The 15539-nt window shown below is 70.8% G+C and carries 13 protein-coding genes, 1 pseudogene and 1 riboswitch; of the genes and pseudogenes, 4 read left to right on the forward strand and 10 right to left on the reverse strand.

What is annotated here, in order from left to right; all coding sequences use genetic code 11:
- The first annotated feature begins 34 nt into the window (after positions 1-34).
- The 3 genes from QF037_RS08980 (at position 35) to QF037_RS08990 (ending at position 2368) form a co-directional block, all read left to right on the forward strand.
- Positions 35-1213: a Glu/Leu/Phe/Val dehydrogenase dimerization domain-containing protein gene (locus QF037_RS08980; protein WP_307023545.1), complete on the forward strand. Its 1179-nt coding sequence runs from the start codon at positions 35-37 to the stop codon at positions 1211-1213.
- A 47-nt stretch (positions 1214-1260) separates the two neighbouring features.
- Positions 1261-1881 carry a TetR/AcrR family transcriptional regulator gene (locus tag QF037_RS08985; RefSeq protein WP_307023546.1) on the forward strand — a complete coding sequence of 207 codons (621 nt, stop codon included), beginning with the start codon at positions 1261-1263 and terminating at the stop codon, positions 1879-1881.
- A 73-nt stretch (positions 1882-1954) separates the two neighbouring features.
- Positions 1955-2368 carry a hypothetical protein gene (locus tag QF037_RS08990; RefSeq protein ID WP_307023547.1) on the forward strand — a complete coding sequence of 138 codons (414 nt, stop codon included), beginning with the start codon at positions 1955-1957 and terminating at the stop codon, positions 2366-2368.
- Positions 2369-2401: 33 nt separating this feature from the next.
- On the opposite strand, the gene QF037_RS08995 is transcribed toward QF037_RS08990, so the two are convergent.
- The 8 genes from QF037_RS08995 to QF037_RS09030 all read right to left on the reverse strand — a co-directional run bounded on the left by QF037_RS08995 (position 2402) and on the right by QF037_RS09030 (position 13837).
- Positions 2402-3157, reverse strand: a complete 756-nt coding sequence (locus QF037_RS08995; protein WP_307023548.1) for an SIMPL domain-containing protein — start codon at positions 3155-3157, stop codon at positions 2402-2404.
- Positions 3158-3289: 132 nt separating this feature from the next.
- Positions 3290-4075 carry an SGNH/GDSL hydrolase family protein gene (locus QF037_RS09000; protein WP_307037062.1) on the reverse strand — a complete coding sequence of 262 codons (786 nt, stop codon included), beginning with the start codon at positions 4073-4075 and terminating at the stop codon, positions 3290-3292.
- A 144-nt stretch (positions 4076-4219) separates the two neighbouring features.
- The gene (locus QF037_RS09005) at positions 4220-4942 is read right to left on the reverse strand and encodes a DUF6250 domain-containing protein (protein WP_307023549.1); all 723 of its coding nucleotides are present in this window, start codon (positions 4940-4942) and stop codon (positions 4220-4222) included.
- Entirely contained in the window at positions 4926-6824 is a 1899-nt protein-coding gene (locus QF037_RS09010) for a rhamnogalacturonan lyase family protein (protein WP_307023550.1), read from the reverse strand. Before QF037_RS09010 ends, QF037_RS09005 begins: the two co-directional genes overlap by 17 nt.
- Positions 6824-7117, reverse strand: coding sequence for a GDSL-type esterase/lipase family protein (locus QF037_RS09015; protein ID WP_307023551.1), 294 nt, complete (start codon positions 7115-7117; stop codon positions 6824-6826). Before QF037_RS09015 ends, QF037_RS09010 begins: the two co-directional genes overlap by 1 nt.
- Before the next feature lie 271 nt (positions 7118-7388).
- Entirely contained in the window at positions 7389-10112 is a 2724-nt protein-coding gene (locus QF037_RS09020; RefSeq protein WP_307023552.1) for an exo-rhamnogalacturonan lyase family protein, read from the reverse strand.
- Positions 10113-10311: 199 nt separating this feature from the next.
- Complete coding sequence (locus QF037_RS09025; RefSeq protein WP_307023553.1) at positions 10312-11274, reverse strand: M23 family metallopeptidase; 963 nt, start codon at positions 11272-11274, stop codon at positions 10312-10314.
- A 4-nt stretch (positions 11275-11278) separates the two neighbouring features.
- Positions 11279-11436: riboswitch (cyclic di-AMP (ydaO/yuaA leader) on the reverse strand.
- A gap of 316 nt (positions 11437-11752) precedes the next feature.
- Positions 11753-13837, reverse strand: a complete 2085-nt coding sequence (locus tag QF037_RS09030; protein WP_307023554.1) for an alpha-galactosidase — start codon at positions 13835-13837, stop codon at positions 11753-11755.
- 170 nt (positions 13838-14007) lie between these two features.
- On the opposite strand from QF037_RS09030, the gene QF037_RS09035 reads away from it, so the two are divergent.
- Complete coding sequence (locus tag QF037_RS09035) at positions 14008-14805, forward strand: tyrosine-protein phosphatase (RefSeq protein ID WP_307023555.1); 798 nt, start codon at positions 14008-14010, stop codon at positions 14803-14805.
- A 15-nt stretch (positions 14806-14820) separates the two neighbouring features.
- Here the strand turns inward: QF037_RS09035 and QF037_RS09040 are convergent, their stop codons facing one another.
- Together QF037_RS09040 and QF037_RS09045 are read right to left on the reverse strand one after the other, a co-directional pair.
- Positions 14821-14943 carry a DUF6126 family protein gene (locus QF037_RS09040; RefSeq protein ID WP_307023556.1) on the reverse strand — a complete coding sequence of 41 codons (123 nt, stop codon included), beginning with the start codon at positions 14941-14943 and terminating at the stop codon, positions 14821-14823.
- Positions 14940-15507 (reverse strand): annotated as a pseudogene (locus QF037_RS09045) (XRE family transcriptional regulator). The gene QF037_RS09040 and the pseudogene QF037_RS09045 overlap by 4 nt, the downstream one beginning before the upstream one ends.
- Between the last annotated feature and the right edge of the window lie 32 nt (positions 15508-15539).

Here is a 15539-nt window from a genome sequence, read left to right on the forward strand (position 1 = left end):
CTCACCATTCAGTAATCGACCAGGAGAAGCCTTCATGACCACCCCCCTGCTGTCGCTCACCTGGACCGACCATGTCACCGGCCGCCAGGGCTTCCTGGTCGTCGACCGGCTGGTGCGCGGCGTGTCCAGCGGCGGGCTGCGCATGCGCGAGGGCTGCACCCTGGACGAGGTCACCGGACTGGCCCGCGGCATGACGATGAAGGAAGCGCTGCACTACGACCCCGAGGGCCGCTACATCCCCCTGGGCGGCGCGAAGGGCGGCATCGACTGCGATCCCCGGGACCCGGCGGCGTACGGCGTCCTCGTGCGTTTCCTGCGAGCGATGGGACCGTACGTCGAGAGTCTCTGGACCACCGGCGAGGACCTCGGCCTCACCCAGGACCTCGTGGACCGGGCGGCGACCGAGGCGGGGCTGGTCTCCTCGATCCAGGCCGTGTATCCGCTGCTCGACGACGAGACGGCGGCCCGGCGACGGCTCGCGGAGGCGTTCGCGGTCGAGGTGGACGGCATCGGGCTCGACGAACTGGCGGGCGGCTGCGGGGTCGCAGAGTCGGTGCTCGCCGCCCTGGACCGGGCCGGGGTGCCGTACGCGGGGACGCGGGTCGCGGTGCAGGGGCTCGGCACGATGGGCGGAGCCACGGCACGGTTCCTTTCGCGCGCGGGGCTCCGCGTCGTGGCCGTCGCCGACATCAAGGGCACGGTCGCCAACCCCGCCGGCCTCGACGTGGAGGCGCTGCTCGCCGCGCGGGACGCCTACGGCACCGTGGACCGTGCCGTGCTGCGCCCCGGTGACCGTGAACTGCCGGGCGACGCCTGGCTGTCCGCCGACGCGGAGGTGCTGGTGCCCGCGGCGGTGTCCTACGCGATCGACGCCTCGAACCAGGGCCGGATCACCGCCCGCTGGATCGTGGAGGCCGCGAACATGCCCGTCCTGCCCGCGGCGGAGGCGCTGCTGGCCGCGCGGGGCGTCACCGTGCTGCCCGACGTCGTCGTGAACTCCGCGACGAACGCCTGGTGGTGGTGGACCCTGTTCGGCGACATCGGCGCCGACGCGGAGGAGGCGTTCGCGCACACCCGCCGCGCCATGCGGGCGCTCGTCGAGCTGATGCTGGCCCGCGCGGAGGCCGACGGGTCGTCACCGCGCGCCGCCGCACACGCGATCGTCGCGGACCGGCTGCCGGTGATCGCGGAACGGTTCGGGTGGTACCGGTGACAGCGGTCCCTCGGCCGCCCGGGGGACACGCTGGATAGGGTGGCCGCGTGGCGAGAGTGCGGTTGAGTGTGGCCGAGCGGCGCGAGGAGCTGCTGCGGGCCGCCGTCGAGCAGATCGAGGCGCGGGGCGTGGCGGCGGTCAGGATCGCCGACGTGGCCTCGGCGCTCGGGGTCAGCAACGCGCTGGTGCTCTACCACTTCTCGACGAAGGAGAAGCTGGTCGCCGCCGCGTTCCGGCATGCCGCGGAGGACGACCTCGCACAGCTGCGCAAGCTGCTCGGCCGCCGCACGACCGCGCTGCGCCGCCTGCGGTCCGCCGTGCGCTGGTACGCCCCGACCGGCCAGGCCAAGGGCTGGCGGCTGTGGATCGAGGGCTGGGCGGCGGCGCTGCGCGAGCCCGCGCTGCAGGAGGTCACCCGGGACCTCGACCGGCGGTGGAAGGCGGCGATCGCCGAGGTCGTCCGGGAGGGCATGACCGCGGGCGAGTTCAACTGCCCCGACCCGGACGGCACGGCCCTGCGCCTCACCGCCCTGCTCGACGGTCTCGCCGTACAGCTGACGTCCTATCCGGGAGCCGTGTCCCGGTCCCGCGCCCAGGAGTGGGTGGACGAGGCCCTGGCCCGGGAACTCGGCCTGGGGGCCGGGACGTTGAGCGCACAGGAGCGCTGAGGGGCCGCACCGGCCCCGCACGTGGAGCCCCTCAGATCCTGATCCGACCTCGTCCGCAGAGAGGGCCCCGCCCGTGGTCTTACCGACTGCCTCACCTCCCCTGCCCGGCACGACGAAGGTGCTGTCCGTCGGACTGCACCCGCGGGTGCTCGACTACAGCCGGATGCCCGAGGGTGTCGACGAGGTGGCCTTCACCGCCCGCATCGAGGCGGCGCACACGGCGCTGCGCGAGGCGGGGTTCGATGTGGTCCCCTGTCTGATCGACACCGATCCGAACCGCTCCGAGGCGGCCGTCCGGGAACAGCTGCGAGCGGATGCGTTCGGCTTGGCGATGATCGGGGGCGGCGTACGGATGGCGCCGGAGCACACCGTGCTGTTCGAACGGCTGGTCAACGTGCTCACCGAGGAGGCGCCCGGGATCCGGTTGTGCTTCAACTCGTCGCCGGAGAACACGGTCGAGGCGCTGCGGCGCTGGATCCGGGCGTAGCCGCCCCGGGCCCGTCCGCACCCGGACGGTTCGTCAGCCCAGTGCGTACACCGCCGTGACCCAGGCCGTCGCCCTGATCTCCCCCGGTGCGAGGGGTGCCACGCCGATGCCCGCGCCCGGCACGTCCCCGGAGACCGGTGGCATCGGGAGGACGTACCCGGTGCCGCCCTCGCTGAGCGAGACGAGGCGGCCGAGGCGGTGGCCGCCGAGCCTGGCGTACTGCGCGGTCTTGGCGTGGGCGTCCCGGTACGCGGCCTTGCGGGCGCGGGCCTGGAGCGGGCGGCGGTCGTCGAGATCGAAGACGACGGAGCTGATGCGGCCCGCGTCGCCCGTGGCCTCGGTGACGGCCGTGCTCAGGGCGCCGGTGGTCGCCACCTCGCGCACCTTGATCGAGAAGGACTGCGCCGCCCGGTAGTCCTTCGGCGTCGACTCGCCGTCCTGGTAGTCGTACACGGGGCTGAGGGAGACGTTCTCGGTACGGATGTCCCGGGCGGCGATCCCCTGGGCACGCACCGCCTTCAGCAGTGCGGCGGCCGCCTGGTTCCGCGCGTTCAGCGCGGCCCGGGCGGTCTTGGCGGTGGCCTCCACCCCGGCGCCGACCACGGCGATGTCGGGCTCGGCGACGGCGCTGCCCTCGCCGGTCACGGTGACGGTGGCGGGCGCCGACGTGACACGGGCCGCGGGGACGGCAAGGCTCGCGGCGGCGGCCCCGGATGCGGCGACGGCGGGCACGCCCAGGGCCAGGAGGATGACGGCGACCGCCGTGCCGGTCGTACGGGGAACGGGCATGCGCGTCCGGTCCTTCCGGGGGCCGGGTGACGGTGTGCCGTCATCCCAGCACCGGCCCCGGGACCGGACCGCGCACCACTCCCGCGCGGTCACCTCACTGGTCGAGCCGCCACCGCGCGGCCCGTACCGCCGTCACGCCACCGAGGCGATCCGCATCTTGATGTCGTCCGGCGACAGCGCGCCCTTGGCCGTCACATGGTCGCCCGAGGACTCGCCGCGCAACCGCCGCCCGATCCACGGCACCAGGTACTCGCGCGCCCAGTGCACATCGTCGCGCCGCACGTCGAGCGTGCCGCGCGGCGGCAGCGGAGGCCACGGCTGGTCGGGGTCGGCCGGGACCTCCAGGCCGAGCACCTGACCGGCGCGCAGCGCCACGCGCGTGTGCCCGTCGGCGGAGAGATGGAGCCGGTCGCCGTCCCAGGCCCTGCGGTCCTGGATGGTCTTCAGGGACCACAGGTCGAGGACGGGACAGCCGTAGCGGTCGGCGACCGCCCGCACATGTCCGTTGTACGTGGCGATCTTGCCGCGCAGGTGCTTGAGCACGGGCACGTCACGGGTGTCGAAGCCGGTCGTCACGATCACGGTCCCGCACGCCTCGGAGAGCCGGGCGATGGCCCGCTCGAAGCGCTCGGCGACCTCGTCGGGGTCGGTCCCTGGTCGGAGGATGTCGTTGCCGCCGGCGCAGAAGGAGACCAGGTCCGGTCCGAGTTCCACGGCCTTGGGAAGCTGGTCCTCCACGATCTGGTCGAGCAGCTTCCCGCGAACGGCGAGGTTGGTGTACATGAAGGCGCCCTCGGGCCGCCGGTCCGCGAGAAGTACCGCGAACCGGTCGGCCCAGCCGACGAACGCCCCGTCGGGGCCGGGGTCGCCGACGCCCTCGGTGAAGCTGTCCCCCACCGCAACGTACGACCCGATCACTCTTCTGCTGTCACTCTTCGAATCGTCTGCCACACCCGGCATGATTCACCTTCGAATGTGACCTACGCGACCGTAAGGAAAGGTTGACGGGCGGTGAGATAAGCCACTCCTAAAGTGTTGGCCAAGCCCGGAATACCTCTCCGATCAGCGATGTTGAGGGCTCAGCTGCCACACTCTGAAGTGGTTCAGACGGAAGTGGCTCCACGTCGTCCGGAAGGCGAAGTGCCCGCTCGTGTACGGCTCCGGGTCGGTGTAGTCGAAGACGAGGCGCCCGTTGTTCCACCACCGCTGGGTGGAGCCGTCGGAGACGATCCGGACCCGGTGGGGCGCGTTCGCCACGAGCAGCGGCTCCGTGTAGTCGTAGATCAGCGGACGGACGCCGGCCTCACCGACGTAGCGCCGCAGCCGGGTCGTGGTGTTGGTGTTGGCGCCGTAGCCGACGTAGTACGTCTTGAGGTAGTCGTACTCGGCCAGCGCCCCGCCCCGCCGGGTGGCGAAGAGGTCCTCGGGGGAACGGACGTCGACCGCGTTCCAGAAGTTGTTGAGGTCGGAGACCCGGTCGTTGACGCCGCCCTCGGACACGGGCGTGGCCGTGTACTCGATGACGTAGGGGCCTTCGAGCCGCTTCTTGAACCAGATCGTCGCACCGGCCGGTACCTCGACGTCCAGGGTGCCGCGGGAGGTGGTGACGGTGCCGCCCTTCTCCAGCTCCACGGCCCACTGACCGAGGCCGTGGCGGAAGTCGTCGTGGGCGATGAGACGGCCGCGCCGGTGCGAGGAGTGGGCACTGGCGGTCGTGGCGGGGGCGAGGGCGGCCAGGGCGGCCCCTGCCGCGAGGGTGGTGAAGGCTCTACGCGTGGTCGTCACTGCGGACGGCTCCTTCCGGGAGGGTGATCGAGGGCTTCGGCACCCGGCGGGTCTCGGTGCCGAGGTAGTAGTCGGTGTACGTCGACTGCAGATAGCCGCGCACGGTCCAGCCGAGGCGGTACTCGGCGTTCTGCGCGAGGGTGTAGAGGCGTGTCCTCGTCGGCTCGGTGGTGGTGTAGAGCCGCAGCGCGGTGTGGTCGGCAGTCTCGGCGAGGATCTCCTCGCGCCAGTCGCCCACGATGTCGCCGTAGAACGGGGTGGCGTTGCGGGCGCCGGAGACGACACCGGACGGCTCGAAGATCTTCGAGGTGGTCTCGGACGCCGGGTCCCACTTCTCCACGTGGGTGAAGTCGAGGTTCTCCGAGGCCTTGTCGCCGTCCCACCAGATGCGGAAGTTGACGCTGGGCGTGGTCGTGGAGATTTTGCCGTCCTGGACGTTGCGGACGCCGGCGCCGGGGGCGGTGACGTCGGCGGTGGAGGTCCAGTACTCGTAGCCCGGGTGGTCCGGGTCGATGTCGCCGGTGCTGCCGCGGCCGACGTCGATGTCGGTGTCGTTGACCCAGTCCGCCGGGTGCTGTCCGGTGACCAGTCGCTCGCCGGTGTCGGCGTCGTAGTAGTACCAGGGGAAGGTCGGGATCACGCCCGACTCGGCCTGCTGGATGGCGAATCCCTCCAGGCCGGGGCGGTCGGGGTCGAGGTCGGCGATGTGGAAGCGGTCGCCGTGCCCGGCGCCGTCGACGACGTACCGGAGCGTGCCGTCGCTGTTGACGACGTAGTTGCCGTCGGCGATCTCGTCCTTGCCGTCGAGGTCGACGTCGACGGTGCGGATCTGGTGGAAGCTGGTCGCGCCGCTGGTGGAGGGGACGACGTACTTCCAACGCGGTGTCAGGCCGGCGCCGTTGAGGTCCCAGGTCTGGAAGAGGATCCGGAAGGAACCGCGCTTGGCTCCGACGCGGGTGACCAACTTGGTGACCAGGCTGGGGTGTTCGCCGTCGAGGTAGGCGATGCCGAAGTGGCCGCCGGAGGGTCCGTCGGCGACGAAGTCGTCGGGGACGGGCTGTCGGGTGCGCTCGGTGCCGGTCAGGCCGTCGATCACGGAGACGAACTGGTTCGCGGGCGAGGCCGCGGTGACCTTGGAGCCGTCCGCGAAGGTGGTGCCGTCGGCCGTGTGCACGAGCACCTCGGCCTTGCCGTCACTGTCCAGGTCGAACACCGTGACGTTGTCGTCGTTGCGGTAGCCACCGATCGCCGTGGAGCCGCTGATCGCCGCGGGCGCCGGGTCGTTGGCGCCGTTCCCGCCGGCCTGGGTGTACGAGCCGGGCCCCTGGTCGACGCGCCACAGCCGCTGGCCGGTCAGCGTGTACGCCTCCAGCAGATCGGGCTTGTCGCGGGTCCCGGAGAGCCGGCTGACGACGATCTCGTACAGCCCGTCGCCGTCGAGGTCGCCGGGCCAGGCATGCTGCACGGTGTAGCCGTCGGCGGTCGCGAGCGGGATCTCGGCGTAGCCCTGCGCGAAGTCGAGCGCGGCCGAACTCCGCTTCTGCTCATGCCCGTTGACGACGGCTCGCACGGCGTAAGCACCCTTGCCGGGAGTGTTGTCCTGGTACGTCGTGGACTTGGTGACCGGCGTGCGGTTCAGCCGCCGTCCGTTCTTGTACACGTTGAAGGCGATGGCGTTGCCGTGGCGCGCGTACTCGGTGCCGAGCAGGCGCCAGCTGAGGAAGGCGCCCTTTCCGGAGGGTACGGCGACCAGTCCGCGGTCGAGGTTCTCGACGACCCGGCGCGGGGCTTCCGCAGCGTGTCCGGCGGGTGCGGAGAACAACCCGGCCAGCAGGGCCGCCGAGGCGACGGCGACGGTTCTCCGGCGGTACGGGCGGTGCACTAGTGCTCCTTTGCAAGAAGGGCGATCAGTCGGTCGGCCGCCTTGCGATGGCCCTGGGAGCTCGGGTGGACGGTCCCGTTGAAGTCCCCGTCCGTCAGGGAGAGCCAGTCGGTCGTGTCGACGAACTCGGTCCGGGTGTCGGCGAGTTCGGCGACGGCGGCGGCGATGTCCTCGGCGTGTGCGCCGTTGAACGGCCGCAGCGCGAGGATGCGCGCATGCGGTGCCGCGGCCCGCAGCGTGGCGAGGTAGGCGCGATAGGCGGCACGGAACTCGTCCGGTCGACGGCGTACCACCGCTTCGGGCCGCCGTCGACCGATACGTAGATCTGCGCGGGCACGGTGATCGACGAGACGTCGAAGAGGGCGTGGACGCTGTCACCGGTGAAGCGGAAACGCAGCCGCGCACCGGAGTTGACGGTGGTCGCCGCCTCGGCGGTGCGGCCCCAGTGGCCCTCGTAGGCCAGGCGCCGGTCGTCGGGGCGCACGACATCGCCGGTGGCCGCCACGGGCCGCACCGCCCCCATGACCAGCCCCGCGGCCACCGCCGCGATCAAGCAGGTACGTCTCATGACGGGATCCGGTCTCCGATCAGGGCGAGGTTCTGGATCGCGGCGAGGGCCCACTGGGCCGAGGAGTTGGTGGAGATCCACGGGATCTCCTCAGTGGTGCGCAGGACTGCCGGCGTCCTGACGGTGACCGGGTTCCAGTCGTTGGACGGGAAGTAGGTGTCGCTGCCGGTGTAGAACTCGTTCCACGCACGCTTGGCGAGCGTGGCATCGTCCTGGTGGTGCGCCGCGTAGGCGGTGATCCGGGAGTGGGCGGCGGGCAGCGCCGACTTCCAGGTGGAGCCGGTGAGTTGGCGCTTCTGGGCGTCCGTGGCGTTGTAGTACTGCGCGTAGTTCAGCCAGGCGGTACGGAACTCGGGCTCCTCGTCCCCGAACAACGACACGAGCTCGCTGTTGGTCTCGACGAGCCCGAACACGGCGCTCAGATGCGACACGCTCACGGCGGTACTGGTCGTGACGGCGAACTTGCCGGTGTCCGCGTCGAGCAGCCCCGTCCCGGTGAAGAAACCGTTCGGCTGAGCGGCGATCGACCGCACCGAGTTGACCAGCTTGGCCTTCGCCTCCGCCGCGTTCGGGCCCTGCCGCTCCCACTCGGTGAGCCAGGCCGCCGAGATGCCGCCCCAGTCGGTGCCGAAGCCGACCGACAGCGCGTGCTGGTCGCCGGGCGTGTAACCGTCGGCGCGGACCTTGCGCTGCGGGTCGACCTCCAGGAACGTCCGCTCCACGTCGACGAGTTCGCTCAGCAGATCGCCGGTGCGCTCGTCACCGGTGAGGAAGTAGTAGAAGCGGCGGTTGGCGGCCGTGGAGATACGGACCTGCTTGGCACTGTCCGCCCAGTGCTGCACGCCGTGCCGGGTGCCCAGGCCCGCCCACTTGCCGAGGTGGTAGACATCGACCTCGCCGGTGTGCCGGGTCATGGCCTCCGCGAACCGGAAGACCTCGGCGGAGCCGGTGCGCAGGAAGTGGTACCAGAGCCACAGGTCGGTGCCCAGCTCCGAGTTGTCCCAGGCGAATCCGCCGATGTCGTACCGCCAGACGCGCCGGTCGTTGTCGTAGGTGTGCTGGACGTCGCCGTAGTCCAGGAAGCCGTACCAGCGGTGCTGCTCACGCTGCCCGACGTAGTAGGCGAACAGCTCGTCGAGGCGATCCTCGACGACCGCCCTGGCCTTGTCGGAACGGTCGACGGGCGCCCAGTCTCCGAACACCCCGGCCGCGTGCAGCCGTTCAGGCGTGGCGGTGAGGAGCGGCGGCGTCGCGGTGGCGGCGGCCTGCGCGGCGAGCACACCGGCCGACGGCGTCTTCTCCACGGCCCAGAAGGTCAGTTCACTGGTCCGTGCGATGCCGTACGGCGTACCGAAGCCGGGCTCGTAGTCCTCGTAGGTGATCTCCAGACCACCGTCGGACTGCTTCTCGTACGTGTCCTGCCCCAGCCCGTCGTGGTAGAAGCGCAGGTCGAGCGGGAGCGCCTCGGGCGAGTACAGCCATACGGTGGCCTCGGCGGCGTCCGTATGGGCGCCCCGGACGTCCAGTTGGGCCGGGTGGCGCTGCCAGAAGTCCCTGAGTCCGAAGGAGAGTCCGCCGCTCGCGCCACCGACGTAGCCGAAGCCGCCGGCGCGCCGCCCGGCCGCCGCGTGGATCCAGCCGTAGCCCGCCTTGGTGCGCTTGCGGACCGTGTAGCCGTCGGCGTTGGGCTGGGTGAGTGTGTAGTCGCCCCAGGCCGGGATGTAGGCGAGGCGGCTGGAGACGCGGGTGTCCCAGGTGGCGGTGTCGGGCAGCCTCTCCCCGGCGATCTGGGCGCCGCGGACCGCCGCGCCCGGGTCGCGTCGCAGCCCCGTGATGCCCTGGACGGCCTCGCTGAACAGTCCGCCGTCGGAGTCGGCAAACCGTATGTGCCGGTCGTAGGGCTGATCGCTGAGCGGCACGGTGAAGCGGACGCCGAGGCCGCGCAGGAAGTCGCCCTGGTCGGAGCCGGGCTTCTGTTCGCCGTCCCAGACGAAGGTGTGCACGAGGCGGAAGGAGTCCGCGCCGGCGAAGAAGGAGAAGCGCAGGGTGTACGGCAGCCAGTCGCGGCCGCCCTTGCGGTGCCGGCCCTCGACGCGGACGACGGCCCGGACCGGACCGTCCTGCTCGACCTCGACCTTCTCGACCCGGCCGGCGAAGCTCTCGACGTCCGCGCCCTCTCGCACGGACTCCTGTCGCAGGGCGACCAGCTTCCCGTCCCGCGCGATCTCGGCCGCACCGCGCCGCACGCTGCGCACGACGGTGTCGGAGCCCTTGGTGCCGAACACGGCCGTGATCACACCGGTCGACACCTCGACGCGGCTGCCGGACCGGGTGACGGCGACTTTCCGCTCGGGGGCCGCCGGGCTGCCCGCCGCGAGGTTGTACGCGGAGGCCTTCGGGGCGCCGGGCGCGATCACGTGCGCGGTCCACTTCACCGAGCCGTCGGGCCAGTGGCCGGTGACCCAGCTCTGGACGGGAACGTCGTCGCCGGCGGCGGTCGTCAGCCGGAACCTCTGCTCCGGCCGGTGTGTCCCGCGGGCCCATGGCACGCCCCAGGTGGTGCCGGCGTGGGCGTCGGGCGTCGCGCCCTCCAGCCAGTGGAGTTCGGTGTCGTCCGCGTCGGCCGCGGCGGCGGTGCGGGACTGGGCCCAGGAGAACTGGGCCGCGGCGGCCGCGGCTGCGGCGCCTTTGATGACGGTGCGTCGGTCGACGCCGGGCACGGGGACCTCCGGAAGATGCGAATAGAAAGCGCTTGCATCACTACGGAGATCACTCTGTCCCCACCCTCCCCTCACTGTCGACGCTTTGGAGAGCCGTGCCACAAGAACGCAATAAAGTGATCATGAAACCGCAAGAACGAACACCGAAGGCCGGACCCGGGGATCGGGATCCGGCCTTCGGTGGCACAGGGGGCGGGCGTCAGCTGACGGAGACGCCCTTCGCGCGGAGGTAGGCGAGCGGGTCCACGTCCGAGCCGTAGTCCGGCGTGGTGCGGATCTCGAAGTGGAGGTGCGGGCCGGTCACATTGCCGGTCGCGCCGGAGAGGCCGACCTGCTGGCCCTCGGCGACGGTCTGGCCGGACGAGACCGAGAGCGAGGAGAGGTGGGCGTACTGGGCGTAGTAGCCGTCGGCGAGCCTGATGACGACCTGGTTGCCGTACGCGCCGCCCCAGCCGGCGGAGACGACCGTGCCCGCGCCCACGGCCTTGAGCGAGGTGCCGGTCGGGACGACGAAGTCGACGCCCGTGTGGTAGCCGCTGGACCACATGCTGCCGGACATCCGGTACGGGGTACCGACGGTGGCGCCGGCCACGGGGAGGGTGAAGCCGCTGGAGCTGCCGGCGCCGGTCGTCTCGCTGCTCTGCGTTGCCGTCGTGTTCGACGAGGACGCCTTCGAGGATTCGGCGGATGCCGAGGACGCGGACGAAGAGGACTTCTGCTTCTCGGCCGACTTCTGCGTCCCCGCGGACTTCTCCGTGCTCGCCGCGGCCTTCTTGCCGAGGGTGAGCTTCAGACCGGGGTGGATCAGCGACGGGTCGGAACCGATGGCCTCGCGGTTGTCGGAGTAGAGCTTCTTCCAGCCACCGCTGACGTTCTGCTCGTCGGCGATTTTCGAGAGGTAGTCACCGGACCGCACCGAATAGGTGCGCGCGGTCGCGGTGTTCGCGGCGCTCTTCTCCGCTGTCTTCTTCTCGGTGGCCGTCTTCCCGGCGACCGGAAGGGACTGGACGGCCTTCGCCGAAACGGACTGCGGGGTGGCCGCGTGGGCGCCTGCGGCACCCATCAGCGGGAGGGCGAGTGCGGCGCCACCGGTGCCGGCGACGGCGATCGAACGGGTGAGGCGCTGGGCCTTCGGACGGCGGTGCTTACCCTTCGCGGGCATGGCGAATTCCTCTCCGGCGCCTGCGAGGTGAGCTGTCGGGTTCGGGCTGGAGATGCCCGGCCGCACCGAGGTGCGACTTAACCCCTAGCCGTTCCGGAGACCGGAACAGGCGGTTGTACCTGTGGGTCCCCCGCTCCTGCCGTTCACGGGTGAGTTGTGCGGTCCCCGGGCGGCGGCAGGATTGGGCGTCCGTCCGGATTGATGGCGAACGTAGGCGAGCAAGACGCAAAGGGACAAGTGAGAGGTTCCCGGTGAATGCGTTCCTCTTGATCCGCTGTGAGAATTACCGGTCACCCTGCGTGAATTGCGCACGCCTCCCGCCATGCAAAACCCCTGAAAAAGAACGGGAATTACGTGAACATGACGGGCGACACACGGTCACGGGTATGACGCTCCTCACGTGGCACCTTCACAGCTTCCCTTATTCCAGAGCGAGTTGGAATGAAGGATGATGAAGGCGCCAATTCGGACAGACAGCTCAGATGCGACGCAGCCGGAGAACTGCCGCATCCAGGTCGCCGCGCAATCCGACGCGAAGTCCGTGATGCAGCAATACGGCACCCCTGTGAACTTCGCCCGTTTCGAGGCATTCGTACGACGCTGTCGGGTCGAGCCCGCGCAGCCGCAGCGCCGGTACGGGCTCGCCGTAGCTCTGCGCCTGGAGCCAGGCGAGCACGACGGTCTCGTCCCCGAGGACGTACTGGACGGCACTGAGCCCGCCCCGCGGCGGTCGCAGCCGGTGGAGGTCACCGCGCTGCACCACGGGCCGGATCTCCTTGTAGAGCTCCACCCACTCACCGGCCTCGGCGAGCTCCTCCTCGCTCCACTGCGTGAGGTCGCCGCCGACGCCCAGCACCCCGGCCATGGCGCTGACGAACCGGAAACGCAGCGAGCTGACCCGGCCGTTGAGCATGGCGTTCGGGCTGTCGGTGACCCAGGCGGCCATCACGCGCGCGGGGTGAATCTGGCCGAAACCGTGCTGGATGGCGAGCCGGTCGAGCGGGTCGGTGTTGTCGGAGGTCCACACCTGGTCCGTGCGGCCCATGACACCGAGGTCGATACGGCCGCCCCCGCCCGAGCAGGACTCGAAGGCGACGCCGGGATGGGCGGCCCGCAGCCGGTCCAGCATGGCGTAGTAGGCGCGCACATGGTCGATCCAGAGGCGCTGCGGGTAGGCCTCTCCCGGCCAGCCGGCGTCGGTGAAGCTGCGGTTGAAGTCCCACTTCACATAATCGATCGGGGCGCTGCTCAGGAGTGCGTCGAGATGGCCCCAGAGGTACTCCTGGACGTCCTCGCGCGCGAGGTTCAGCACGAGCTGATTACGGAACTCCGTCCGCTTTCGTCCCGCTTGGTGCTGCACCCAGTCCGGGTGCGCCCGGTACAGCTCGCTGTCCGGATTGACCATCTCGGGCTCGACCCAGATGCCGAACTGCATGCCGAGCGCGTGCACGTAGTCGGCGAGGGGCTTCAGGCCGCCCGGGAAACGGTCGCGGTTGGGCGTCCAGTCGCCGAGGCCGGCGCGGTCGCTGGTGCGGGTGCCGAACCAGCCGTCGTCGACCACGAACAGCTCGACGCCGATCGCCGCGGCCCGCCGGGCGAGGGTGCCCTGCTGCTCCTCGGAGATGTCGAACTCGGTGGCCTCCCAGGAGTTGAACAGCACCGGCCGGTCCCGGTCGGCGTCCGGGATGACGTACGCCCGCTGGTACGCGTGCCAGGCCCGGCTCGCCCCGCCGAAGCCGCCGTCGCTCCACAGGCCGGCGAAGACGGGCGTCGTGAAGGACTCCCCCGCCGCCAGCCGCAGCAGGCCCGACTCGTCGTGTCCGACGCCGCCGGTGATCTGCACGCGCGCGTCGGAGAGCTGGGCCACGGCGATGCGCCAGGAGCCCGACCAGCCGAGGGCGCAGCCGTAGACCTCGCCGCGCTCCTCGGTGGCGTCCGTGTCCAGCGCCACCCACGGCAGGTACTGGTGCCCGGTGTGCCCGCGGCGGCTGCCGATGACCCTCTCGCCGTAGGTGAGCGGGGCGCCGGTCAGCCGGGACTCGGCGGCCCAGCGGCCGTGCAGATGGGACAGCCGCCAGTCCTCGCGGTCGGGCAGGGTCCAGGTGGCGGAGTCGGCGCGCAGGAGCTCCACGGTCTCGGGCCCCTGGTTGTCCAGGGTCACCCAGCGCTCCACCACATCGCCGCGCATCCGGTAGTGCAGCGTGATCGCCAGTCCTCCGTCACGGAACCGGAGCCGCAGCTCGCCGCCCTCCGTGTCGCCGGAGGTCTCGTGGGACTCGAAGGTCCACTCGGTGCCGCGTCGCTCGTCGGTGCGCACAGACAGCGCGGGCCGCACGAAACGGGGGCCGCCCTCGACGGGGTACTCCTCGCGACCGTCGAGCGGGGACTCGAAGCCGCGTTCGGCGGGCAGGGGGCGGGCGGCGAGTTCCTCGGCGTCGGCGAGCTCGATCCTCGGGCCCCAGTGGAGATGCAACAGGACGTCGTCCCCGGTGAGGTGGACGGCATAACTGCTGGCAGGCCCGGAGAGAAGCCAGGTACGGCCGGTTTCGGAGATCTCCAGCATCAAATCCTCACAGATACAAACAGGTGCGCTCAAGTGCCAACATCATCAAGGGCCGCGAGCCCTGGTTGCAACGCCTGTGGACAACTGATTGCCCCAGGAACCGATGTCGTATCGTCGAGGAGGTGCCCGCTGACGAGCCGTGGCGGCGGGACCGGCTGGGAGGAGCCCCCGTGACGCAGCAGATCCCGTCGACCGAGCCCGAGCTGACCGGAGTCCGCAACTTCCGGGATGTCGGCGGTCTGCCGACGGTGGACGGACGGCGGGTGCGGTACGGGGTGCTGTTCCGCAGCGGTCACCTGGCACACGCGACCGACGAGGACGCCGCGTTCCTCTCCTCCCTGGGGCTGCACACGATCTTCGACTTCCGCAACGCGTCGGACCAGAAGCTGGAGGGCCCCGACGTCGAGCTGCCGGGCGTGCGCAATGTGAACCTCCCGCTGAGCGACCCGGCGGACGGCTCGGAGTTCTGGAAGATGGTCCGGGACGGCGAGATCGAGCAGCTGCGCGAGATCCTCGGCGACGACAAGGCGGCGAACCGGATGATCGCCTCGTACCGGAAGATCGTGAAGGAGCGCACCGCCGAGCACTCCCGCGTCCTGCACTCCCTCGCCGAGGAGAGCGTCCCCGCGCTGATGCACTGCGCGGCGGGCAAGGACCGTGCGGGCCTGTCCATCGCCGTGACGCTGCTCGCCCTCGGCGTGGAGCGGGAGGCGATCGTCGCGGACTACCTGGAGTCGAACGCCAAGCACCGCCGCTACAAGGTGCACCGCAGCAGCAAGTCCGTCGCCGCCTACTCCCCCGAGGTGATGGAGCTGCTCGGCCCGCTCTTCGACGCGCGCGCCGAGTATCTCCAGGCCGCGTTCGAGACGATCGAGGAGACCTGGGGCAGCGTCGACACCTACCTGGAGCAGGGGCTCGGCCTGACCCCGCAGCTCAGGGACCGGCTGCGCGAGCGGCTCCTCGACTGAGAGCCGCCGCCGGGTCTACTGCTGGGCTCCGAGCTCGAACAGCAGGTAGATGAAGGCCGCGAAGAGGTGCCCCACCGCGATGTAGATGATCAGCCGCACCCAGATACCGCGCGGGAACCGCTCCTCCATGTCCTTCATGACGTCTCTCCAGGGGTGGGGCCCAGGCACAGCGTGGCCGTGGGGCTCTGCAGCAGGGTGTGGACGAAGAGCAGCTCGACCCCGTCGGGATCCTGGGCCGCGATGCGGTGCGGGGTCAGCGAGTCGAAGTGCGCGCTGTCGCCCGGGGGCGGATGCGCGGTGCATTGAGTGCCCGAGGGGACGCGGAGGCAGTGCTGCGCAGCGCGTCCCCGTCGGCAACTGTCTCATCGGCTCCGAGACGGTCGTACCTTGAAGTTCTCTCCCTGGGCGGGCCTGGGAGACTCCCCTGGATCGCTCCGGGGAGTTTGACAGGTCACGCCCGTCCGGCGACGACCCTTCCGGCCGCCGGAGCAAGTCAGTGACTCGCTCGGGTTGTTGGAGCTTGGTTATCACCCCAACGGAGCACTGAGCGTACCAGGCGCACTACGAAGCGTGAGTCGCCGGCGGCAGCCCGGCGGCACGGGCCGCGGCCTCCAGGGTGAGGGAGGCGCGGCGCCGCAGCGCGCGGAGCTGCGGCGCGACGACGGTGAGGGCGTCGGCCGGCTCGGGTTCCGGAGAGCTCATGTCTCCATTCAGCCGGAGGTTTGCCTTCAGGG

The organism is Streptomyces canus (assembly GCF_030815415.1).
Lineage (GTDB): Bacteria > Actinomycetota > Actinomycetes > Streptomycetales > Streptomycetaceae > Streptomyces > Streptomyces canus_F.